General features: G+C 63.3%; 22 protein-coding genes and 1 riboswitch. Of the genes, 14 read left to right on the top strand and 8 right to left on the bottom strand.

Going from position 1 to position 21,929, the window contains the following annotated elements; all coding sequences use genetic code 11:
• Positions 1–160: 160 nt before the first annotated feature.
• Entirely contained in the window at positions 161–550 is a 390-nt protein-coding gene (locus ACFQ6H_RS16100; RefSeq protein ID WP_378647183.1) for a DUF3224 domain-containing protein, read from the bottom strand.
• A gap of 66 nt (positions 551–616) precedes the next feature.
• On the opposite strand from ACFQ6H_RS16100, the gene ACFQ6H_RS16095 reads away from it, so the two are divergent.
• Positions 617–913: an antibiotic biosynthesis monooxygenase family protein gene (locus ACFQ6H_RS16095; protein WP_378538845.1), complete on the top strand. Its 297-nt coding sequence runs from the start codon at positions 617–619 to the stop codon at positions 911–913.
• Between the two features lie 150 nt (positions 914–1,063).
• Here the strand turns inward: ACFQ6H_RS16095 and ACFQ6H_RS16090 are convergent, their stop codons facing one another.
• The 4 genes from ACFQ6H_RS16090 to ACFQ6H_RS16075 form a co-directional block, all read right to left on the bottom strand.
• Complete coding sequence (locus ACFQ6H_RS16090; protein WP_378538906.1) at positions 1,064–2,668, bottom strand: cytochrome bc complex cytochrome b subunit; 1,605 nt, start codon at positions 2,666–2,668, stop codon at positions 1,064–1,066.
• A gap of 59 nt (positions 2,669–2,727) precedes the next feature.
• On the bottom strand, positions 2,728–3,870 hold the full coding sequence (locus ACFQ6H_RS16085; RefSeq protein WP_020908103.1) for a ubiquinol-cytochrome c reductase iron-sulfur subunit: 1,143 nt from the start codon (positions 3,868–3,870) through the stop codon (positions 2,728–2,730).
• Entirely contained in the window at positions 3,867–4,718 is an 852-nt protein-coding gene (locus tag ACFQ6H_RS16080; protein WP_378647181.1) for a c-type cytochrome, read from the bottom strand. Before ACFQ6H_RS16080 ends, ACFQ6H_RS16085 begins: the two co-directional genes overlap by 4 nt.
• Positions 4,719–4,782: 64 nt before the next feature.
• A complete protein-coding gene (locus tag ACFQ6H_RS16075) occupies positions 4,783–5,394 on the bottom strand; it encodes a heme-copper oxidase subunit III (RefSeq protein ID WP_020908101.1) in 612 nt (203 codons plus the stop codon).
• A gap of 127 nt (positions 5,395–5,521) precedes the next feature.
• Here ACFQ6H_RS16075 and ACFQ6H_RS16070 point away from each other — a divergent pair, with 127 nt between their 5' ends.
• Both ACFQ6H_RS16070 and trpD read left to right on the top strand, forming a co-directional pair.
• On the top strand, positions 5,522–6,010 hold the full coding sequence (locus tag ACFQ6H_RS16070; protein ID WP_378538844.1) for a hypothetical protein: 489 nt from the start codon (positions 5,522–5,524) through the stop codon (positions 6,008–6,010).
• A gap of 113 nt (positions 6,011–6,123) precedes the next feature.
• Positions 6,124–7,215, top strand: coding sequence for an anthranilate phosphoribosyltransferase (gene trpD, locus ACFQ6H_RS16065; RefSeq protein WP_378538843.1), 1,092 nt, complete (start codon positions 6,124–6,126; stop codon positions 7,213–7,215).
• 43 nt (positions 7,216–7,258) lie between these two features.
• On the opposite strand, the gene ACFQ6H_RS16060 is transcribed toward trpD, so the two are convergent.
• On the bottom strand, positions 7,259–7,534 hold the full coding sequence (locus ACFQ6H_RS16060; RefSeq protein WP_003941677.1) for an Lrp/AsnC family transcriptional regulator: 276 nt from the start codon (positions 7,532–7,534) through the stop codon (positions 7,259–7,261).
• A 78-nt stretch (positions 7,535–7,612) separates the two neighbouring features.
• Positions 7,613–9,295 (bottom strand): DEDD exonuclease domain-containing protein, encoded by a 1,683-nt coding sequence (locus tag ACFQ6H_RS16055; RefSeq protein WP_378647187.1) that lies wholly within the window; start codon positions 9,293–9,295, stop codon positions 7,613–7,615.
• Between the two features lie 599 nt (positions 9,296–9,894).
• Positions 9,895–10,073, top strand: a riboswitch (cyclic di-AMP (ydaO/yuaA leader).
• Between the two features lie 14 nt (positions 10,074–10,087).
• Here ACFQ6H_RS16055 and ACFQ6H_RS16050 point away from each other — a divergent pair.
• From ACFQ6H_RS16050 to ACFQ6H_RS16035, 4 genes are all read left to right on the top strand, one after another.
• Complete coding sequence (locus ACFQ6H_RS16050) at positions 10,088–10,645, top strand: C40 family peptidase (protein WP_151531771.1); 558 nt, start codon at positions 10,088–10,090, stop codon at positions 10,643–10,645.
• Between the two features lie 325 nt (positions 10,646–10,970).
• On the top strand, positions 10,971–12,023 hold the full coding sequence (locus ACFQ6H_RS16045; RefSeq protein WP_378538842.1) for a C40 family peptidase: 1,053 nt from the start codon (positions 10,971–10,973) through the stop codon (positions 12,021–12,023).
• A 74-nt stretch (positions 12,024–12,097) separates the two neighbouring features.
• Positions 12,098–13,456, top strand: coding sequence for a peptidase MA family metallohydrolase (locus ACFQ6H_RS16040; protein ID WP_378647179.1), 1,359 nt, complete (start codon positions 12,098–12,100; stop codon positions 13,454–13,456).
• Between the two features lie 94 nt (positions 13,457–13,550).
• Positions 13,551–14,678, top strand: a complete 1,128-nt coding sequence (locus ACFQ6H_RS16035; protein ID WP_378538840.1) for a glycosyltransferase family 4 protein — start codon at positions 13,551–13,553, stop codon at positions 14,676–14,678.
• A gap of 83 nt (positions 14,679–14,761) precedes the next feature.
• On the opposite strand, the gene ACFQ6H_RS16030 is transcribed toward ACFQ6H_RS16035, so the two are convergent.
• Entirely contained in the window at positions 14,762–16,573 is a 1,812-nt protein-coding gene (locus tag ACFQ6H_RS16030) for an AMP-dependent synthetase/ligase (protein ID WP_378647177.1), read from the bottom strand.
• Between the two features lie 159 nt (positions 16,574–16,732).
• On the opposite strand from ACFQ6H_RS16030, the gene ACFQ6H_RS16025 reads away from it, so the two are divergent.
• The 7 genes from ACFQ6H_RS16025 to ACFQ6H_RS15995 all read left to right on the top strand — a co-directional run bounded on the left by ACFQ6H_RS16025 (position 16,733) and on the right by ACFQ6H_RS15995 (position 21,875).
• On the top strand, positions 16,733–17,119 hold the full coding sequence (locus ACFQ6H_RS16025) for a polyketide cyclase / dehydrase and lipid transport (protein ID WP_378547077.1): 387 nt from the start codon (positions 16,733–16,735) through the stop codon (positions 17,117–17,119).
• Between the two features lie 54 nt (positions 17,120–17,173).
• Positions 17,174–17,611, top strand: a complete 438-nt coding sequence (locus ACFQ6H_RS16020) for an SRPBCC family protein (RefSeq protein WP_378448008.1) — start codon at positions 17,174–17,176, stop codon at positions 17,609–17,611.
• Positions 17,612–18,859, top strand: coding sequence for an ArsA family ATPase (locus tag ACFQ6H_RS16015; RefSeq protein WP_378647175.1), 1,248 nt, complete (start codon positions 17,612–17,614; stop codon positions 18,857–18,859).
• Positions 18,856–19,251, top strand: a complete 396-nt coding sequence (locus ACFQ6H_RS16010) for a hypothetical protein (RefSeq protein ID WP_378647173.1) — start codon at positions 18,856–18,858, stop codon at positions 19,249–19,251. The genes ACFQ6H_RS16015 and ACFQ6H_RS16010 overlap by 4 nt, the downstream gene beginning before the upstream one ends.
• 124 nt (positions 19,252–19,375) lie before the next feature.
• A complete protein-coding gene (locus ACFQ6H_RS16005; protein WP_051119159.1) occupies positions 19,376–20,416 on the top strand; it encodes an ROK family protein in 1,041 nt (346 codons plus the stop codon).
• Between the two features lie 94 nt (positions 20,417–20,510).
• On the top strand, positions 20,511–21,317 hold the full coding sequence (locus ACFQ6H_RS16000) for a lysophospholipid acyltransferase family protein (RefSeq protein WP_378647171.1): 807 nt from the start codon (positions 20,511–20,513) through the stop codon (positions 21,315–21,317).
• A gap of 66 nt (positions 21,318–21,383) precedes the next feature.
• Entirely contained in the window at positions 21,384–21,875 is a 492-nt protein-coding gene (locus tag ACFQ6H_RS15995) for a polyadenylate-specific 3'-exoribonuclease AS (protein WP_003941683.1), read from the top strand.
• Positions 21,876–21,929: the final 54 nt, after the last annotated feature.

Here is a 21,929-nt window from a genome sequence, read left to right as displayed (position 1 = left end):
CTTCTGTTTTGTATATGCCACTGTTACTACCCCGCCCCGATTAATCCTTTTTTTCACCTCACTTCAACACGCGCCGACAAATCCACCCGGATGCGGCGCCTCTGTTGTCGTTGATGCAGGTGTAGGGCGGACAAGCTTGCCGAGTATCAACGGCTGTCTGTCAGTCGTGGAGTAGGTATTCGAGGTCGTAGCGGTGCAGACCGTCCACGACCTCGAGTTCGAGAGTGCCCGAGATACCCTTCAATTCGCCGGTTCCGGAGCCCGGCACGATCTCGTACAGGAGCTTCTGCGTTCCGTCGATCATCTGACCGAACCGCTGCAGGGCGAACGACCCCACCGCTTCCTCGACTTGCCCGGTGACAACCTCCAACGCGACGTAGCCGGCTTCACCGTGTGTCGGGTCGCCGGCGGACAGCATGAGGCCGGACGACGTACCTTCGATGCCGCCGACGAATGTCTTGTCGAACTCGAAGCGGCCGACGCGTCCGGCGAGCTCAGGATCGGCAGGGCGGAGATCGATCTCGAAGGTGCCGAGCGCATGGGATGTCATGGTCCGAGTATCTCACCAGGCGGCAACGCCTCGTGGGGACTCTCGAGAACGTGAAACACTTCGCCTATGATCCTCGAACATGCTGTCCTGCAGGTCGATCCGGCGCAGTCAGCGCAATTCGAGTCCGCGTTCGACGTGGCCCGCGCCATCATCTCCGAGGTTCCCGGATTCATCAGGCTGCGGCTCTCGCGCTGCGTGGAAGCACCGGAACGGTACCTCCTGCTCGTCGAGTGGGAGGACTTGGAGTCTCACACCATCGGGTTCCGTCAGTCCGCGGGATACGAGAAGTGGCGAGAACTTCTCCATCACTTCTACGAACCGTTCCCGACGGTCGAGCACTATTCGTCCGTCTTCGAGGTCTGAGATTGGGCGTACTGCCCTTCACACCGGCCGCATACGGCGAACCGGGGGAGTGGCAGAACACCTGGTGGTTCTTCGAATTGAATCGCTCAGAGAACGAGTGAGGCCCCGAACCGGAATCGGGTTCGGGGCCTCACTGGTCAGCTGTCGTTCTTAGTGGAGTTCTCCACTGGAACCGTTGGTCTTGCCGTTGGTTCGGTTCTGGTAGTCCAGAAGGATCTGAAGCTGCTCGTGCTCAGCTTCGTGATGAGCGGCTTCGAGAGCCTCGCTCTCCTCGACCGGGTCAGCGGTGATGAGGCTACCGCTACCGGGCTTACCGGCGAGGCCGAGCTTGTTCATCTTCTTCGGGACAGCTGCACCCTGGTACTCGAGCGGGATCGGGTGTCCGTGCTCGTCGACGGGGCCGAGCGGCTGGTGGATCTCGATGTACTGGCCGTTCGGCATCCGCTTGATGATGCCGGTCTCGATGCCGTGCTCGAGGACTGCACGGTCACTGCGTTGCAGGCCGATGCAGAACCGGTACGTCACGAAGTACGCAATGGGCGGAAGGATGACCATGCCGATACGGCCGATCCACGTCATTGCATTCAGCGAGATGTGCAGGTGGTACGCGATGATGTCGTTGATGCAGGAGATCGTGAGCACCAGGTAGAACGCGATGGACATTGCACCGATAGCGGTACGGACCGGCACGTCGCGCGGGCGCTGCAGGATGTTGTGGTGAGCGTCGTCTCCGGTGAGGCGCTTCTCGATCCACGGGTACGCGATCAACAGTGCGAACACGAGACCCATGATCAGGGCGACGGCGAACACAGCGGGGATCGTGTAGCGGTTGAACAGGTAGATCTCCCACGCCGGCCACAGTCGAGCAAGGCCGTCCGTCCACATCATGTAGATATCGGGCTGGGAACCAGCCGAGACCTGAGACGGGTTGTACGGACCGATGTTCCACACGGGGTTGATCTGGAACAGACCGCCGAGCAGTGCGAGCACGCCGAAGGTCATGGCGAAGAACGCGCCACCCTTCATCGCGAAGACCGGGAGAATACGAACGCCGACGACGTTCTGTTCCGTACGGCCGGGGCCGGGGAACTGCGTGTGCTTCTGGTACCAGACCAACGCGAGGTGGCCGGCGATCAGGGCCAAGATGATGCCCGGGAACAGCAGCACGTGCGCGACGTAGAGGCGCGGAATGATGAGGTCGCCGGGGAAGTCGCCGTCGAAGATCAGCCAGTGCATCCAGGTACCGACGATCGGGATACTCATCGTGATACCACCGAAGGCGGCGCGGAGGCCGGTGCCCGAGAGCAGGTCGTCGGGGATGGTGTAACCGAAGAAGCCTTCGAACATCGCCAGGATGAGCAGCAGGCAGCCGATGACCCAGTTCGCTTCGCGCGGGCGACGGAATGCGCCGGTGAAGAAGATGCGAGCGAGGTGAACGATGATCGACGCCGCGAACATCAGTGCAGCCCAGTGGTGAATCTGGCGAACGAAGAGACCGCCGCGCACCTCGAAGGAGATGTTCAGGGTCGTCTCGTAGGCGCGAGACATCGTCACACCGCGTAGCGGCTGGTATGCGCCCTGGTAGACGACGTGTGCCATCGACGGATCGAAGAACAGCGTCAGGAACACACCGGAGATCAGCAGGATCACGAAGCTGTAGAGCGCGATCTCGCCGAGCATGAAGGACCAGTGCGTCGGGAAGACCTTGTTGATCTGCCTGCGCATGCCTGCAGCGAGGTGGTAGCGGGAGTCCATAGCCTCCGCTTGTCCAGCCGCTGCCGCGCTGATCTTGGACGGTTTGGTTGTTGTTGTGGTCACGGTCGACGCTCCCAAAATGCCGGGCCGAGTGCTTCGATGAAGTCACCGTCGGCGACCAGGAAGCCCTCTTCGTTCACTGTAATAGGCAACTGCGGAAGTGCGCGAGCAGCGGGACCGAAGATCGGCTTGCCGTAGGTCAGTGCGTCGAACTGCGACTGGTGGCAGGGGCACAGAATACGGTTGCTCTGCTGTTCGTAGAGCGAGGTGGGGCAACCCAGGTGGGTGCAGATCTTCGAGTAGGCGAAGTAGTCGCCGTAGTTGAAGCTTTCCTGGCCCTTGCGCTTGGTGACACGCGCGGTGTCTTCCGTGCGCAGGCGGATGAGCATCACCGAGTTGCGAATGCCGCGCAGTGCTGCGAGCAGAGCATGCTCGTCGCCACGGTCGGACTCGCGGAACGGGAAGACCGTTTCCATCGATCCGGCATCGAGATCTTCCGGGCGAACGAGGACGATGTCCTCGGGACGGCCGGTGTCACGACGCAGGTAGATGGTCTCGCCCGGGTAGTTGGGGGTCCAGCCGGACACCCACAGGGGTGAGTCGTCGCCCTTGGCCCACGGGTTCTTGATGAGTCCGCCGAGAGGCATGACCATCATGACGCCGAGTGCGCCACCACCGAACATCAAGCTGCGCTTGATGGCCTTGCGGCGGGGGAGGGTGGACGTATCGAGGGTGTCACCGAGTTCGGCAACGATCGTGCGACGATCGACCTCTGTGGAACCACCGTCGTGGCGATCCTGGATCGAAACCTCTTCGGGGATGAACTTCTTCGTGAACTGAACGGCACCGATACCGACGCCGAGGATCGCCAGACCCATGGTCAGGCCGATCAGCGGGGTGTACAGGCTGTACTTGCCGTAGTTCTCGTCACCGGCACCGGCGTACTCCCAGGGCCAGAACAGGTAGATCGCGATGAACGCGATCGCCGAAACGCCGGCGAGGCCGAACCAGAAGGCGACGTTGCGCTCTGCGCGCTTCTCCGCCCTGGTGCCCTTTACCGACCAACGATCACGGCGGTAGACGACGTCGACGCCATCGAGATTGGTACCCAGCTTGACCAGGTCGTCGCGTGACATCGCGTCGAGCTCTTCATCTGTGTACTTCTTAGGCGTATCGCCGCCATGCTGGCCAGCGTCGCTCATGACCTTGCTCCGATCCACAATGCTGCACCGACGACAGCGATGATTCCGACGGCCCACATGGCGAGACCCTCAGAGGCCGGACCGAGGCCACCGAGCCCGTACCCACCGGGGTCCTTCGACTCGTCCGACGACTTGACGTAGGCGATGATGTCCTTCTTCTCCTCGATCGTCAGCTGACGATCCGAGAACTTCGGCATGTTCTGGGGGCCGGTAACCATGGCAGCGTAGATCTGCTGCTCGCTGGCCGGATCCAGGACCGGGGCGTACTTGCCCGAGGACAGTGCGCCGCCGCGGCCGGTGAAGTTGTGGCAGGAAGCGCAGTTGAGCCGGAAGAGCTCACTGCCGCGTCCGATGTCGCCACCGCGCAGCGAGGACTGGGCGATTTCGCCGTTCTCGTCGCGGATGAGCGTCGGGCCGCCGCCGTTGGCCTGGATGAAAGCGCCGAGGGCGTCGGTCTGCGCAGCATCGAACTTGGGGTCCTTGCGTGCAGCCTGGGCCTCGTTGCGAGCTGCGGGCATACGACCAGAGGAGACCTGGAAGTACACGGCTGCTTCGCCGACGCCGATGAGGCTGGGACCGCGGTCCTGCACGCCCTGCAAGTTCGCGCCGTGGCACGTGATGCATGACGTGTCGTAGAGCTGCTTGCCTTCACGAATCAGGGCTGCTGAATCGTCACTGGCGGTCGCAACCTGCGGAGCTGGTGTCAACGCCGAAGCGAGGAAACCTGCGCTGATCAATCCCATCATCAATACGAGCGCGCCGGTAACGCGCCGGCGGATTTTCCGCTGGCGACGCGACTTCGCGGCATTCGCTGAGTTATCGGATGCGGGAGGGGGGGATGAACTCATCTGTATCCCTTTGGTATGTCGGGACGGAACTGGACGTCAGGGGCTGCCTGGGGCGTACAGCTGATTAACGGATGAAATAAATCGTGGCAAACAGCGCGATCCACACGATGTCGACAAAGTGCCAGTAGTACGAAACAACGATCGCGGCGGTGGCCTGGGCGGGCGTGAACTTGCTGACCCGGGTACGTGCGATCAAGAAGACGAAGGCGATGAGACCGCCGATGACGTGCAAACCGTGGAAGCCGGTGGTCATGTAGAACACCGAGCCGTACACGCTGCTCGAAATCGTGGTGCCCTCGTGCACAAGGTGGTAGTACTCGTAACCCTGGCCGGAGACGAAGAACGCCCCCATGATCAAGGTGATGGTGTACCAGCGACGAAGTCCGAAGACGTCGCCACGCTCAGCCGCGAAGACACCCATCTGGCAGGTGAACGAAGATGCGATCAGCACCAAGGTCACCGGCACGGCCAGATACAGGTTCAATTCGGTTGGCTCCGGCGGCCAATTTCCGTTCGCCTGAGCTCGTGCCACGAAGTACATGGCAAAGAGCCCTGCGAAGAACATGAGCTCACTTGACAACCACACGATGGTGCCAACGCTGACCATATTCGGCCGGTTCAGCGAGTGCACGCGTTGGGTGATTGCCGATCCTGAAGTCCCTACTGCGCTCGTCACAGACAGAAGTATGACGCTTCGTCGTAAGAGACGACCACTCGGGTCCACCATCGGCGCGTCGCTCGGCTCGAGTTCGCGGGATCGGGCGGCGAACGCGCTGGTGGCGTGGTCGGAATATGCTGGCGCGATGGCAGCTACACACAAGAGTAGACCGTGGTTCCTGAGAATTTTCGGCACAAAGATTCCGACGCCGCTCGACGCGGGGCGGTCGGATCTGGTCGTCGTCGCCGAGGGCTTCGACGACGCCGAGGCGAGTTCGACCGCTCTCGAACGTGCCGGCTCCACCGAGCCGAAGTTCCGGGCGGAGTCCGAAGTGGTTCTGCGGCACCATCTGGACCTGCCGGAGGGTGCGGTTGTCGATGCCGAGAACATCGTCGCCCAGGACGGCTATGTGCGAGGCGTGAGTCGGCCCGAGGACGTGGCTCAGGCGGTCGAGAATTCGGTTCGCGTCATCTTCGAGCGTGTCCAGGTGCTGGACGCCCTGCATTGCTCCCAGGAGCGATCACGAATGGCCGGTCTGGCCCAGCGACTGGGTGGTTCGGTAGCCGGGTGGGATGCGCTTCAGCCCCCACCCCTTGCGGAGGCGACACCCAAGCGCGGCCGCCGAAAGTCCTGAGCGGCCCTATTCGGTGTCCTCGCTACCTCACTGACTAGGCTGCGAGGGTCAGAGACAGCACGTAAAGACAGCACGAAATCCAGCCCACATGAACGACAGGGGACCAAGGCACTATGGCCGGCACCGACGCATCCAACGCCGTGAACGTCGATTCGAGTGCAGTGGTGCGGTCCTGGCCGATGATTCTCGGTTTGCTCACGGACGGCAGTGACTTGTCGGAGGCGGACTCCCGTTGGGCGATGGGCGAGATCATGTCGGACAACGCCACTTCCGCTCAGATCGCAGCTTTCGGCGTCGGGCTGAAGATGAAGGGCGAAACTCCTGCGGAGTTGGAAGGGCTCGCTGCCGCGATGCTCGAACACTCCCGGCGCGTGCCGGTCGATTCCGACGTCGTCGACATCGTCGGTACGGGCGGTGACCGCTCCAACACCGTCAACATCTCGACGATGGCCTCGATCGTGGTTGCCGCGTCCGGTGTGCGAGTTGTCAAGCACGGCAACCGCGCTGCTTCGTCCAAGAGCGGCGGAGCCGACGTGCTCGAGGCGCTCGGCGTTCGCATCAACCTCGGGCCGGAGCAGGTGGCGAGGTGCGTCGAAGAGGTCGGCATCGGCTTCTGCTTCGCGCCGGTCTTTCATCCCGCACTGCGCTTTGCAGCGGTGCCCCGCAAGGAAATCGGCATCCCGACGGCGTTCAACGTGCTCGGTCCACTGACCAATCCGGCTCGCCCGCGCGCCGGCCTGATCGGGTGCGCATTTCCGAAGCTGATCTCGGTTGTCGCGGGAGTACTTGCGCAGCGCGGCAATTCGGCATTGGTGGTGCGCGGAGACGACGGACTCGACGAGCTGACCACCTCCACGACTTCGACGGTCCACATCGTCGGCGGCGGAAGTGTGCGAACCGTCACGCTGGATCCGCGTGATCTCGGAATCGACCGCGTTCCTCTCGAGGAGTTGCGCGGAGGAGACGCCGAAGTCAACGCCACGGTCGCGCGAACGCTGCTCTCCGGGCAGAAGGGCCCCGTCCGGGACGCGGTCTTGCTGAATGCGGGAGCAGCCATCGCGGCATTCAACGGTGTCGGCGACGACCTCGAGGGTGCGATCTCTGCCGGGATGGACGCCGCCGCTGCCGCGATCGACAGCGGCGCGGGCGCTGAACTGCTTCACAAGTGGGCGGCACTCACCGCCGATCTGGCTGACCAAGCCTGATCGACGTCAGTCGAAGAGGCGTCGATCAGGCTCGGTCGACGGGCTACTCGCCCAGAGAGAAACCGGCTTCGACGTCAGCGCTGGAGAACGACTGGAATGCAATGTGTGTGGCGGTTCGGAGAACACCGGGCACCTTGTTGATTCCTCCGGTGACCACGTCGGCGATCTGGGCGTGGTCACGTACTTTCACGATGGCGATCAAGTCGACGTCACCTGCGCACGAGTAGACCTCGGTCACTCCGGACAGGTCGGCGACGGCCTGAGCGGTTTCCGGGATCCGGGCGGACTCGGCGTGAATCATGACGATGGCGTTGATCATTTCTCTCCTCGATTTCCCGGCGGGTTGTGATGACCCGGTGGTTTCGATCGAGCTTAGGGGTGCCGCCCCGCCGTTACGTCATCGATGTTCGGATTCGGTACCGGCTCGCGCGAGTCGGCACCAGGCTTCCCACTTGCCGGCGCCGCCCACCGGTTCGACGTAGCCGGATGTCGCCGACACGATTCGGACACCGTCCGATCCGAGCCATCTGGCGATCAGTCCCAGTTCTTCGGGCGAGGCGCCGCGAAACGGGGCGTCGTCCGGCAACACGGTTTCGGCGGCTGCTGTGATGGCGTCGACGACGGGCATCGGGTGTGTTCCGCGCCCGGCGAGTCCCGCGGAGGCGAGCCGTCCGGATCGGATCACGGACAGCTCCCAGCCGCCGTCCCCCGTGGGGCGGGCGAGAACGAGTTGTTCGATCGCCGCGACTGCGGCGAGCCGCTGTGTTCGCCGCACTGCGGTAGCGACTGCGACGGTTCGGTCACGCAGACGAGCAGCATTCTCGAACAACGCGTGTGCGGACAGCTCGTCGATCCGCGCCTGCATCTTTTGGAGAGGAGCGTCGTTGGTCCCCCGGAAGAAACCACGCACAGCCTCAGGGGCCGCCGCGTAGTCCTCTGCAGTGATTTCCGGGGCCCAGGAGGCCGGACACGCTCCCAATTCGCGAGCGGGGCAGTCAGGGCCGTGGACGGCGCCGCGCCCCAGTCGCTTGGTGCAGGTGCGTAGACGACTGAACTCTGCGACCGTTTCGGCGACGTCTACTGCATCGGCGCGAGAGGTGAACGGGCCGATGGAATCGGCCGTCGGCGTGCGAACCACGGACAATCTCGGGAATGCCTCGTCCGTGATGGTGATCCACCAACCGCGCTTGGGAAACTTGGAGCGGCGGTTGTACGGCGGCGCATGCGCGCTCAGCAGGCGCAGTTCGCGGACCCCGGCTTCCAAAGCATGCGCGCACTGGACGTGGTCGACGCGAGTGGCCAGCGCGACCATTTCCTTCATACGGCCGCGCGTCTCCGAACCGGTGAAGTAGTTGCGGACGCGGCGTCGTAGATCGGTAGCAGTTCCTATATAGAGGGCTTCGTCCGAAGGACCTCGGAAAAGGTAGACGCCGGGGCTTCTCGGCAGGTCGGCGGCAAAGGACCGTTTGGCCCGTTGATGCGAGGAAATATTGGGCAGGTAGTCGATGAGTTCGCTGTAACTGTGGACGCCCTGGTTCCCGACCCTGTCGATCAGTCCGTGGAGGACGTCGACGGTCGCACGCGCGTCGTCGAGAGCCCGGTGCGTCGGCTGGGTGGTCACTTGGAAGAGATGGGCGAGTGCGGAGAGCTTCACCGAAGGTGCTTCGTCGCGTGTGAGTACCCGTCGGGCGAGTTTGACGGTGCACAGGACACGGAATGCCGGCCACGGGCGTGCGCTGCGTGACGCCGCTGCTTTGAGGAAGCCGATGTCGAACGGCGCGTTGTGTGCCACCAGCACCGCGCCCTCGGCGAACTCGAGAAATGCAGGCAGGACACGCTCGATCGGCGGTGCGCCGATCAGCATGGCCGTGGTGATTCCGGTCAGCTCGACGATGTACGGCGGAATCGACCGGCCGGGGTCGACGAGTGTGGCCATTTCACCGAGGACCTCGCCGCCCCGGATCTTGACGGCGCCGATCTCGGTGATGGAGTCCTGGTCGGCGCTTCCACCTGTGGTCTCGAGGTCGACGACGACAAACGTTGTCTCGCTCAGCGGTGTGTCCAACTCGTCGAAGCTCAGTTGCCGCCCGACGTCGAATTTCTCCCCGTCGGAGAACGGGGGCGGAGACGGAAATTCTCGGGCCGAGGCGGGACTCACATCGCAGACAGTAGAAGGACCCCCCGACAGGAATTGGCGAGTGCTGACGCGGAATCCGGCTCACTCCGACTTCCATTGGGAAAGCAGCGGATTGACCCCCGACAAAAGTATGAGAGACGAGGATCACACTTGCGGTGGGAACTCGCGAATGCGGCCTCGCACCTACTTGCCGGTAGGGCGATTCGTGAGGTTGTTGCTACGACGATCAGCCGCCGAAAATGCTGGATTGATCGAAACAGGTTCTAGTTTCAAGTAATCGGCGTTGAACTGCATGGAAGATCGGATTGTCGGGTTTGGTGACCCTTGCCAGTGGGTACCAAGCGCAGGTTTGCGGGCCAGGTGAGCCTCGCCGAACAGACCTGTTGTTATCTCTTCGTGACCCGTTGGGAGTATCGCGGGCGCGGCAGCACGATTTCCGGCGAATCAGGCGCGATTGTCACGAAGCGGTCGACATCGTCGCGATCATTTCGTAACCTTCCTGAGACCTAACGAAGTCTTGCCGGACCAAACAGGACCGGCATCGTCAGGAACCGCCTAATCGGGATCTCCGCGAGGAACCCGAACCGGGAACCCAAGTTTCCACTGGGGTGAATCCCGCCTGGGGTGCAGCACGCACGATCGCTGCAGACCACGCGGGTAGGGCTGATCTTCCCAGCCCGAACCCGTCAGCTAACTCGGTCGGCGGATGAATGGAAGAAATGGAGCACCCCTTAAGTGGCGTCACAGAGTTTCAAGCGTTCAGCGCAGTTGGCAGTAGCCGGCGCGCTCGCAGTCGGTGCATTTGCTGCAACCGCTGCACCTGCCTCGGCAGACCCCATCACGATCCCCGGCGTCGGCACCTTCGAGGTTCCGGGCGTTTCTATTCCTCAGTTGCCGGTCATCCCGGGCATCACCGACATCGCACCGGCCGCACCGGCCGCTCCCATCTCCAGTGTTGGTGAGCAGGCAGTTCGCGCCGCAGAGAGCAAGCTGGGCTCCCCGTACGTGTACGGCGCATCGGGCCCGGACGCATTCGACTGCTCCGGTCTGGTCCAGTGGGCATACAAGCAGGCCGGCCTGAACCTGCCTCGCACGAGCTACGACCAGGCTGCAGCCGGCGTTGCCGTTGCACAGTCCGATCTCCAGGTCGGCGACGTGATCTCCTTCTACGGCGGATCGCACTCGGGCATCTACGCCGGCAACGGCAATGTCATCCACGCGTCGACCGCTGGTCAGCCCGTGAAGCTCGCACCGGTGTCCTCGATGCCGTACGACGGTGCTCGCCGTTACTGATTTCTGATCACGCTCGACGGCTGTCTCCGGTAGGCAGTCGGAACGATCCGCCGCTGCAAGGCGGCGGAGCTCGGGGGAGCTCCGGATCTTCGAATGTGGGCCTCGAATCTTCTGATTCGAGGCCCACATTTTTGGTTTCTCGACAATCCGCCGGTACTTCACCCCGACACGCCTACCGGCGAGTAGACACAAACGTATGCCGTTCCGTAACCTTACCGAGACATTTCGCGGCCGAGACAGGTACTGTGGATAGTTGACAGCCAGCTAACAGATCGTCGACCGGTCCCGGTCGACGTCGCTTCATCGAGACGGAGAGTTGCATTCCGTGGTTTCATCGAAAAACAACAGTCGAGTACGCGCCGCATTGACAGTGGGAGTGCTGGCGTTCGGACTCGTCGCAGGGCCTTCGATGCAGGCCGGTGCCGATCCCGTCATCACCAATCCGACCGAGGCACTCGACAAGCTGGGTGAGCTCTCCCGGGTATCCGAGCAGACCAACGAAGCGCTGCACAACGCGCAGATCGATCTCGACGCGAAGCTGGGCGTCGCGAACGATGCGGACGCGCGATCGGCAGCCGATCAAGGCCTTCTCGACGCGGCTTCGGCACGCGTCGCGGAGTTCGCTCCGGCGGTAAACCGCATTGCCACAGCGAATTACCAGGGTGCGCGGACCAATCGCCTCTTCGCTTTGATGGTGAGCGATTCGCCGCAGCAGTTGCTCGACCAGATGTCCGCGCTCGACGTGATCTCCAACGACGCCGCAGTGCAGGTCTCCCAGTTCAACCAAGCTACTGCCGATGCGCGTGCTGCCTCGGAAGCGTCGAAGCGATCGGCCGAAGAGGCTCGAACCGCCGCCGATCAAGCCCGTGCACTCAGTGACGACTTGCAGCGCAAGCAGAGTGAACTGCAGACGCAGATCGCCGATGTGACCAAGGCATTCCAGAACCTCACCGATGCCGAGCGTAACCAACTGAGCGGTACGCCATTCCCGCCGGACGTCGATCTCAGCAAAATTCTAGCTAACTTGACGCCAGGTTCCGGCGCCGCGGCGCTCCAGGCAGGCCTGACCCGTATCGGTGATCCGTACGTCTGGGGCGCAACCGGCCCGAACGAGTTCGACTGCTCAGGTCTGGTGGTCTGGGCCTACAAGCAGATCGGGAAATCTCTGCCCCGTTCGAGCCAAGCGCAGGCGCAGGGCGGTGTTCCGGTCTCGAGGGACCAACTGCAGCCCGGTGACGTCGTGACTTTCTACAGCGACAACTCGCATGTCGGTATCTACGCCGGCGACGGAAACATTCTGCATGCGTCGACGTTCGGCGTACCGGTAAAGGTTCAGTCGATGGCAGGCATGGAGTTTTCCACTGCGCGTCGTTACTGACGGCTTGCTGCGTCCGGGCGACGTGTGGCCAGCCGCCGTGAAGCGTCGAGTCGAGTTCTCCTACACTCGGCACCGTGCCGACTGAACCGATGACGACGCCCGACGTCGGCGCAGATCGAAAACGCCGTTGGGAGTACCCAGCTCTCGTGGCACTCGGTGTTGCCGTGGTGCTCGTTCTCGGATTGACGATCTTCCTGACGAACAGGTCCGATTCCGACGAAAATGCAGCCAGCGAGCAGGATGCCGAACGAACCGCTCAGGTACAGGCCTTTCTCGATGCCTGGGCTGCGGCGCAGATGTCCGACGATCCGTCGGGGCTGGCGAAGTTCGTCGACGATGCCGCCGCACCCGGTGTGCTCGAAGCGGAAATTCGACGAGCCACCGCAGCGGGAGCGCTCGACTTCTCCGACTGGGGATACGAGATTCCCAGCGGCGGCCTGACTCCGGCGCCGCGAACCGGTGCGCCGGACGGAGACGTCGAAGTATGGAATGCGCAAGTCCTGTTGCGGTACGCCCTCGACGGCGTCGACGCGTTACCCACTCGCAAGGGCGTGTCCATGACGCTCGCGAAACGCGGTGATCTGTGGTCGGTTCTTGCTGACGGGGCGATCGTCGGGCTGGACGGAGCCCGAACGACGGGCGAATCCTGGAACGGCCCTTGGGACTTCGGCCCGCTGGCCGTCGCCGAAAATTCTGCGGGTAACGCGCTGGTGATCGGGCATCCGGGTCAGCAGGCGTTTGTCGATGCCTTGGCGTCCGATGTGGACTCGGCCATCGAGAACACGACGCAATTGTGGGGTCCATGGTGGTCCGAGCGAGCGGTGCTCATGGTGGCTGGATCGGCGGAGGAATTCACCGCACTGGTCGGCTCCCATCACGACGGCGCTTCGATTGCCGCAGTGTCGGTCGCGGATGCGACGGCGGACGGGTCTTCCGACGTGAGCGGCCAGCGGGTGGTTTTCTCGCCTGCCGCGGCTTCGAGGTTGACCGACATCACCAGGCGAACGGTGTTGCGCCACGAACTCATGCACATAGCCGCCCGATCGAAAACCCGTGACGGGTCACCGATGTGGGTGTTGGAAGGGTTCGCCGAATACGCGGGCAACCGCGGCTCCTCGCGGGCCTGGGGCGAGATCGCGCCGACTCTGGCAGCAGCGGTACGCGCCGGCGATACTCCTACCGAGTTTCCGGACGACACGCAGTTCGGCGGTGTACCGGTCGTGAGTTCACTGGCGTACGAATCGGCGTGGTCGATCAACGCGTACATCGCTGATCGATTCGGAGAGGCCAAGCTGACCGACCTCTTTCGGGCCCTGGCCTCCGGAAAGATGACGGCCGAAGACCTCGACTCGCGGATCCGAGCGGTGCTCGGCGTCGGAACCGAGGAACTACGAACCGGATGGGTCGACTGGACCAACAGCCATCTGGGCTGAGTAGTCGGCGGTTCGGTCGTTCGCGGCGCTGTCGTCCGTAACTGCGAGGTGACCTTGTCACGTCTCGACGAACCGGGTGCCCTACGGTGGACGGATGCGCCGGACCCTCTTGGTGACCAATGATTTTCCTCCTCGCCCCGGAGGTATCCAGTCTTATCTCCACACGTTCGCAGGGCACCTGCCGGCGGACAAGTTGGTGGTGTACGCGCCGCGGTGGCGGGGCGACTCGCACAAGAAGTTCGACGCGGCACAGCCTTTCGAGGTCGTTCGGCACCCGACGACGCTGATGCTGCCCTCGCCTTTTGTCGCTCGTCGGGCCGCGAAGCTGGTCAAGAAGCACGACTGTGAGTCGGTCTGGTTCGGTGCGGCGGCGCCGTTGGCATTGTTGGCGCCGGTTGTTCGGCGCGCGGGAGCGAGCCGAGTGATCGCGAGTACCCACGGCCACGAGGTCGGATGGTCGATGATTCCCGGTGCGCGGCAGTCGTTGCGCGTGATCGGTGATCACACGGATGCTGTGACGTTTGTCAGCAAGTACACCCGTGGACGGTTCTCGGCGGCTTTCGGCCCGCAAGCGGCACTCGAGCACCTGCCGTCGGGCGTCGACACGTCGGTGTTCCACCCGGACTCGGTCGCCCGGGCAGAACTGCGCAAGCGATATGGGCTGGGGGAGCGGCCCACGATCTTGTGCTTGTCGCGGCTCGTGCCCCGCAAGGGACAGGACATGCTTATCAAGGCGCTTCCGGCCATTCGCAAGAGCATCGACGGGGCGGTACTGGTGATAGTCGGCGGTGGGCCCTACGAAGACCACCTCCGTCAACTGGCGCGTAAAACCGGGATGGACGATCACGTCGTCTTCACCGGCACGGTGCCCGCCGCGGAGTTGTCGGCTCACCACACGATTGCCGACGTGTTTGCGATGCCGTGTCGTACCCGAGGCGCCGGCTTGGACGTCGAAGGATTGGGAATCGTCTACCTCGAGGCTTCGGCGACCGGCGTTCCAGTCATCGCCGGGCGCAGTGGTGGCGCCCCGGAAACGGTGCAGCAGAACAAGACCGGGCTCGTGGTCGACGGCACCTCGGTTCGTGACGTGGCCGAATCGGTGATCGAGGTTCTGTCCGATCGTGATCGAGCGGCCGCGATGGGAGCAGCCGGCCGGGCGTGGGTTGCCGAAGAATGGAAGTGGGACACGCTCGCTTCGAAGCTGCGTAATCTCCTCGGCTGAGCTACTGCGGACTCGAACGCCAACGGCCCGCACCGAATTCGGTGCGGGCCGTTCACTGCGGCGGAGACCTAACTGTCGAAAAACTACTTGGCGTAGATCTTTTCGATGTCCGCGGCAAAGCTCTCGTGCACGACGTTGCGTTTGAGCTTCATCGTGGGCGTGAGTTCGCCTGTGTCCTCGGAGAAGTCGACCGGAAGAATGCGGAACTTCTTGATCGCCTCGGCGTGTGAGACGAGCTTGTTGGCCTCGTCGATGGCGTCCTGGATTTCACCGACCAGTTCGCCGTCCGAGACCAGGTCGGCAGCTGTGGTTCCCGCGGCCTTGTTGTTGCGCTCGTTCCAGGCGGGGAGAGCCTCGGCGTCGATGGTGATGAGAGCGCCGATGAAGGGCTTCTGGTCGCCGACCACGATGGCCTGGCTGATCAGCGGATGGGCACGAAGGGAATCTTCGAGCTGAGCGGGGGAGACGTTCTTGCCGCCTGCCGTGACGATGATTTCCTTCTTGCGTCCGGTGATGGTGATGTAGCCGTCCTTGTCGACGGTGCCCAGGTCGCCGGTGTGGAACCAGCCGTCCTCGATCGACTCGGCGGTCGCCTTCTCGTTGCGCCAGTAACCGGTGAAGACCACGGGTCCCGAGAGGAGGATCTCGCCGTCTTCGGCAACGCGAACGGAGTTGCCGGCCAAGGGCTTTCCGACGGAGCCGACCTTCTGGGCGCCGATGGTGTTGACGGCGAACGCTGCGCTGGTTTCGGTCAGTCCGTAGCCCTCGTAGATCGTGACGCCGATACCTCGGAAGAAGTGGCCGAGTCGAGCGCCGAGAGGTGCGCCACCGGAAATGGCCAGCTGGCACTGTCCGCCGAGTGCAGCGCGCAGCTTCGAGTAGACGAGCTTGTCGAAGAGGGCGTGCTTGGCTTTGAGGACGATGCCGGCGCCGCCCTTGTCCTGGGCCTCGCTCCAGGCAACCGCAGTGTCTGCGGCCGCGTCGAAGATCTTGCCCTTGCCGTCGCCGTGAGCCTTGGCACGTGCGCTGTTGTAGACCTTCTCGAATACACGCGGCACCGAGAGGATGAAGTCGGGCTTGAACTCACCGAACGTCGGAACGAGGTTCGGGATGTCGCTCGTGTGCCCCAGCGTTGCACCGGCATCGAACGACGCGATGCTCACTGCGCGAGCGAGAACGTGCGCGAGCGGCAAGAACATCAGGGTGCGAACACCGGGAGTCTTGAGCAGCGTGCCGAGGTTGGAGTCGAGGATGCCCTTCGACTCGGCAATGAGGTTGGAGTGCGTCAGCTGGCAACCCTTGGGTCGGCCTGTGGTGCCCGAGGTGTAGATCAGGGTGGCGGGATCGGAGGCCTTCAGTGCAGCGACGCGGGCGCGGACGTCCTCGTCGGAGATGTCGACGCCCAGTGCTGTCAGTTCCTCGACAACACCTTTACCGCCCGCCGCGGCATCGATCTGGTAGACCGAGCGGAGCGCGGGTGCGGCTGCAGCGACGTCCTTCACGGTCGCGGCGTGCGTGTCGTTCTCGACGATGAGGTCGATTGCCTCGGAGTCCTCGAGAATCCAACGAACCTGCTCGGCTGCGGAGGTTTCGTAGATCGGAACCGTCACGCCACCGGCTGCCCAGATTGCGTAGTCGACGAGCGGCCATTCGAAGCGAGTCGCCGACATGAGGCCGACGCGGTCTCCCTGCTTGACGCCGATCGCGATGAGCCCCTTGGCGACGGCGGTCACCTGAGCGGCGAAATCGCCCGCAGTGACATCGACCCATGCATTTCCGACTTTGCGCTTGTAGACAACCGCCGCCGGCTTCGTCTTCGCGAAGGCGAAGACCGAGTCGACCGCGGAGGCATCCTCGGGAATGGTGAACGTCTGGGGTGCGCTGAACTCAGGCACGAAATACCTCCGACACTGCGAAATACTGACGAGTAGGGTTTTCGTCTCCTACTGTAGTCGCATGTCCGACGCAGTTGTGGCCAGGCTTACAGTCTGTCCGGTATGCAGTGGTGCGACACCCCTCGACGCTTCGCCGACGCGATATGTGAAGCTACTTCGGTGAGCAGCATCCAGGTCGCAGACCAGACTTTCATCGCCGCCCCGCCCGAGCGGGTCGCCGAACTGTTGTCCTCGCGTGCGCGGTGGCGTCGCTGGTTCAGTGATATTGCGCTCGAAGTCCGGGAAGATCGTGGCCCCGCAGGATTTCGCTGGGGAGTGTCCGGTCAGCTGGTCGGCACCATGGAGGTGTGGCTCGAACCGGTCATGGACGGGACGATCGCGCACTACTTCCTGCACTGTGAACCGGTCGGCGTATCACCGTCCGATCTGGGGAGCCTCGACCTCGCCGGGATGAACCGAAAGCGTCGGGTCGACGGCAAGGTCATGTCCTTCGAGCTCAAGCGCGAACTCGAAGCAGGGCGTGCCGCCGGAGTGGCACCGGACTGATAATCGAAGCAGTGCAGGTTCTGGACTCTTGACGAAGGAAGGTAGCGCAGTCGTATGGCCGAGAAGACCAAGGGGTTGATCAGCATCGACGCCCCTGCCGACGCCGTGATGAACGTCATCGCCGATTTCGCGCAGTACCCCGAATGGGTGGCCGCGGCGAAGTCTGTCGAGGTGACGGCGCCGGGGCAGGGCGGCCGCGCGGACCGAGTGCGTTTTGTCCTCGACGCGGGAATGGTGAAGGACACCTACGAACTGCAGTATTCGTGGGCGCCGGACGGTATGGCGGTGAGCTGGGAGCTGATCTCGGGTGAGATCCAGAAGTCCCAATTCGGTTCGTACACACTCGAACCCGGCCCGAATGGCACCACCTCGGTCACCTACGAGTTGACGGTCGACCTGACGATTCCGATGATCGGTCTGTTCAAGCGCAAGGCCGAGAAGATCATCACCGACACAGCTCTGAAAGAACTGAAGAAGCGAGTCGAGGGCTGAGTGCCGGAGCAACGATCGCGCGTCCAACTGTTCGTCGGTAAAGGCGGAGTAGGCACGACGACGCTTGCCGCCGCGACTGCTGTGTCGGCTGCGACCGATGGGGCGAGAGTGCTGCTCGTGTCGATCGATCAGGCGGGTTCTCTTGCAGACGTCCTGGGCGTGCCGAATCCGCGAACGACCACATCTCTCACCGAGCGTCTCGATGTCCGGCAACTCGACACGTCAGCGCTCCTCGAGGACAAGTTCCGAGGATTGTCGGGGTTGATCGACGCTGCAGGAACTTTCGGAGCGGGAGATCACGAACACGGCTCGTCGTTCGAGGGCTTGGAACCGGAAGAGTTGACGGGATCCCTGGGCGTCCAGGACATACTCGGGCTCTCCGAGATCGTCGACTTCTCGGACAGCGGCGACTACGACCTGGTGATCGTGGACTGTCCGGCCGCAGCCGAAGCGCTGCGGATCCTCGGGTCGCCGTCGATGGTGTCGGAGTACCTCGAGCGAGTGTGGCCGCGGCACAGGCGGATGGTCGCCGTGACGGGCACGGACATGCGATTGCTGTTGCTCGTGTCCGTCATCGAACGGGTGCTCGCGTCGGTGGATCGAATCGCAGTGCATCTCACGGATCGGGAGAACACCAGCGTCCGTGTGGTGACGTCGGCGGATGGCGTGTCGGTCGCGGCGACTCGTCGGACGTTGTCAGGGCTGGCTCTCGCAGGTTTGCGAGTGGACGCGATTGTGGTCAACAACCTTGTCCCGCAGTTCAACTCGCCAGTTGCAAAGAGTGTCGACGATTCGCCAGCAGCGCAGTGGCTCGCTTCGATCCGGGCGTCACAAGAACTCGTCGTCGACGAATTTCGTGGATCAACCGATGGAATGTCCGTCACAACGGTCGAACGCGCCCGCGTCGAACCGGTAGGGTTGGCGGCTCTGGGCGAGATCGCGGCCACCTTCGAGGGTGAAACGGGCACTTTCGACACCGTCGATACCGCGGACAACATCGTGGTCTCGTTGGAGTCGGGGGCCGGAGTCGATTCGGTGTACGTGATGCGGATGTACCTTCCGCTCGTGGATCCGTCGTCGTTGTCGTTGGGCCGGGTGGAGGACGATGTGCTGGTGGGAGCAGACGGCGTACGACGCAGAGTTCGTTTGGCGTCGGTGCTGCGTCGTTGTGTCGTGAACGGGGCGGAGTTGGACGGCAGTTATCTGATCATCCGGTTCAGCCCGGATCCCGCGGTGTGGCCGGTATGAGCGAAGAGCACGAGCGCCTCGTCGCGGAATTTCGCGCGCTGGCGGATAGCGTTCTGACACGGCTGGAACCGATGTTGCAGAAGGCTGCCGCAGCAACGGCCGACGTTGCGAGTGACTCGGCGTCCACGGACACGCAGCCGGTGTTCACCGGCTGCAGTTGGTGCCCGGTGTGCGCCCTCGCTGCACTGGTTCGCGGTGAGCACCACGAACTGCTGGCATTTCTCGCGGGTCAGGCAGCAGCGTTCCTTGCGTTGCTGCGCGAGATTCTCGACGAATTTCTCGGGGGGCCGTCCGGCCCGGATCGTGGACCTGACAGTGGTGCGACGACATCAGGGGCCGAGCGAACTCGGACGGCAGCATTTGTCCCGATCAACGTGACGGTCAAGGACTGACTTAGTACCCCGGGTAGAACGAACGGCTCGCGTTGAGCACAATCGACACAATGGTCACCGACGCACGAGGCACCGATACCGGGTGCGCACTCCAGCGGGCGCCGCTCGCGCGGGAATTGTCGCGATGAGCGCGCGCCGCTTGAAAGCGGTCTCCGACTCCTCCATGGACGACATCTTGACGGTCGGCATCGACGTCGGCGGGACGAGCATCAGGGCCTCCGTCGTGGACGTGGACGGACAAGTGCTCGAGATGATTCAAGCTCCGACTCCGCAGTCGGCGAGAGCTCTCGAAGACGGTCTTGATCGCGTCGTGCGAGAGTTGGTCACCAGGCACGAGGTATCGGCCGTGGGGTTGGCGGTCGCCGGGTTCATCACGTCCGATCGAAGCTCGGTACGCTTCGCGCCGCACTTGCCGTGGGTGGACGCCCCTGTCGGAAGCGACTTGAGCAAGCGACTCGGACTGCCGGTCGTTCTCGAGCACGACGCCAACGCAGCAGCATTCGCCGAACATCGATTCGGCGCGGCCGCAGGGGGCCGCAATGTCGTGATGGTGGCAATCGGGACCGGAATCGGCGGCGCGCTCCTGATCAACGGCGAGCTGTACCGGGGGAGTCACGGCGTCGCCCCCGAACTCGGCCACATCCAGGTCGTGCCAGGCGGGCGGCAATGCGCGTGTGGCAAACGTGGGTGCTGGGAGCGCTATTGCAGCGGAACGGCGCTCGTGGACACGGCAATCGAACTGCTTGCCGCCGACCCGGCCGCGTCGACGGTTCTGGCGCGTGAGGTAGCGGTGGATCCGGGTTCCCTCACCGGTCGCCGGATCGCGAACGCCGCGCAGGACGGTGACCCACTCGCGTTGGCGACCATCGCCGAGTTCACCCGTTGGCTGGCCGTCGGACTGGCGATGGTTGGCGACGTCTACGACCCCGACCTGGTGGTGATCGCCGGCGGCGTCGCAAGTTCGGCCCCACTATTTCTCGACGACGCCCGTGAGCAGTACGCGACTTTGTTGACGGGCGCGAAGCACCGCCCGCTGGCACGAATCCGTTCGGCTCAGCTGGGCGAAGCCGCGGGGATGGTCGGCGCCGCAGCCTTGGCTCGCTCGGTAGTGCCTCAGGATCTCGGTGGGGTCGACGGCGCTGGAACCACATCTGCCGGACTGTGATCGGCGCGATCCTGCAGGGGCGTGTGTAGCGGGGGTTACGGGTCGGCAGTAAGGTCGTACTCAGCGAAATTCAGTTGTGAATGGGAGGGACGCCGTGTGGTATTGGCTCTTCAAGTATGTGTTGCTGGGGCCGATTCTCTGGCTGCTCGGGCGTCCGACGGTCAAGGGTCACGAGAACATTCCGACTGACGGAGCGGCCATCCTGGCCAGCAATCACCAGGCGGTTCTGGACTCGTTCTACCTTCCGCTTCGCGTCAACCGCCGCATCACGTTCCTTGCCAAGAGCGAGTACTTCACCGGTTCCGGCCTGAAGGGCGCTTTTCAGAAGTGGTTCTTCACCGCGGTCGGTCAGGTCCCCATCGACCGAACCGGCGCGGACGCCGCGCAGGATGCGCTCAACGCCGGTCTCAAGGTTCTCGGTTCTGGCAGTCTGCTGGGCATCTACCCCGAGGGAACGCGCTCGCCTGACGGTCGCCTCTACAAGGGCAAGACCGGAATGGCGCGCCTCGCGCTCGAATCGGGTGTCAAGGTGATCCCGGTTGCGATGGTCGGTACCGACAAGATGAATCCGATCGGCTCACGGATGTGGCGCCCAGCCAAGGTCACCGTCATCGTCGGCGAACCCATCGATTTCTCCCGCTTCGAAGGCATGGGCGGAAACCGCTTCGTCGAGCGCGCTGTGACCGACGAGGTGATGTACAAGCTGATGAAACTCTCCGGCCAGGAGTACGTGGACATCTACGCGGCGAGCCTGAAGAATCAGACACCCGCGAAACCCGAAGCTGCCGTCGACGTTCCGGCGGAAAGCGGCGAGTCGGTTGTTGATCTCGTCGCCTCCGCCGAGTCGAAGGAAGCCTCGAAGACCGACAAGGATTCGGTCCCGGACGCACAGGCCAGCTAGAGATTTCCCACATCTGCCGCACGCGCATTGGCTCCAGGGCCTGCGCGTGCGGCATAGTTTTCGGACGTGCGCTACTTCTACGACTGTGAATTCATCGAAGACGGTCGAACCATCGATCTCGTGTCCATCGGCGTTGTCTGCGAGGACGGCCGGGAGTACTACGCGGTCTCGACGGAGTTCGATCCCGCCCGCGCCGGTAGTTGGGTGCGCAAGAACGTGCTTCCGAAGTTGCCGCAGCCGTCGTCGCCGCTGTGGAAATCACGCGAGAAGATCCGCGACGACCTACTGAAATTCTTCGTTCCGCGGCCGATGGTCGTTCCGGAACTTTGGGCGTGGGTCGCCGCCTACGACCACGTCGCGCTGTGCCAACTGTGGGGCGATATGACCGAACTACCGCAGTCGATGCCGCGCTACACCCGCGAACTCCGACAGTTCTGGGAAGACAACGGCAGTCCTGCCCTCCCGTCAGCGCCTGCCGACGCACACGACGCACTTGCCGACGCCAGGCACAACCTCGTGAAGTTCGACGCGATTTCGGCAGCACGTTCACTTCGCTGACCCAGGTTTCGGTGCGCGAGAAGTGTCCCGATTGAGCAGCGATCGAGAGCCTGT

This window comes from Rhodococcus sp. NPDC056506, assembly GCF_042794945.1.
GTDB lineage: Bacteria > Actinomycetota > Actinomycetes > Mycobacteriales > Mycobacteriaceae > Rhodococcus_F.
The sequence above is the reverse complement of the archived record's forward strand: the minus strand, read 5'-3'. Positions and strand labels throughout refer to the sequence as shown.

What these genes read in the sequence shown, in the direction of transcription:
- ACFQ6H_RS16020 (WP_378448008.1), top strand. Translation starts at nt 17,174, where the DNA reads ATGGCCGAGAAGACCAAGGGGTTGATCAGCATCGACGCCCCTGCCGAC.
- ACFQ6H_RS16090 (WP_378538906.1), bottom strand. Translation starts at nt 2,668, where the DNA reads ATGGACTCCCGCTACCACCTCGCTGCAGGCATGCGCAGGCAGATCAAC.
- ACFQ6H_RS16060 (WP_003941677.1), bottom strand. Translation starts at nt 7,534, where the DNA reads ATGATCAACGCCATCGTCATGATTCACGCCGAGTCCGCCCGGATCCCG.
- ACFQ6H_RS16095 (WP_378538845.1), top strand. Translation starts at nt 617, where the DNA reads ATGATCCTCGAACATGCTGTCCTGCAGGTCGATCCGGCGCAGTCAGCG.
- trpD (WP_378538843.1), top strand. Translation starts at nt 6,124, where the DNA reads ATGGCCGGCACCGACGCATCCAACGCCGTGAACGTCGATTCGAGTGCA.
- ACFQ6H_RS16005 (WP_051119159.1), top strand. Translation starts at nt 19,376, where the DNA reads ATGAGCGCGCGCCGCTTGAAAGCGGTCTCCGACTCCTCCATGGACGAC.
- ACFQ6H_RS16010 (WP_378647173.1), top strand. Translation starts at nt 18,856, where the DNA reads ATGAGCGAAGAGCACGAGCGCCTCGTCGCGGAATTTCGCGCGCTGGCG.
- ACFQ6H_RS16080 (WP_378647181.1), bottom strand. Translation starts at nt 4,718, where the DNA reads ATGAGTTCATCCCCCCCTCCCGCATCCGATAACTCAGCGAATGCCGCG.
- ACFQ6H_RS16070 (WP_378538844.1), top strand. Translation starts at nt 5,522, where the DNA reads ATGGCAGCTACACACAAGAGTAGACCGTGGTTCCTGAGAATTTTCGGC.
- ACFQ6H_RS16100 (WP_378647183.1), bottom strand. Translation starts at nt 550, where the DNA reads ATGACATCCCATGCGCTCGGCACCTTCGAGATCGATCTCCGCCCTGCC.
- ACFQ6H_RS16085 (WP_020908103.1), bottom strand. Translation starts at nt 3,870, where the DNA reads ATGAGCGACGCTGGCCAGCATGGCGGCGATACGCCTAAGAAGTACACA.
- ACFQ6H_RS16035 (WP_378538840.1), top strand. Translation starts at nt 13,551, where the DNA reads ATGCGCCGGACCCTCTTGGTGACCAATGATTTTCCTCCTCGCCCCGGA.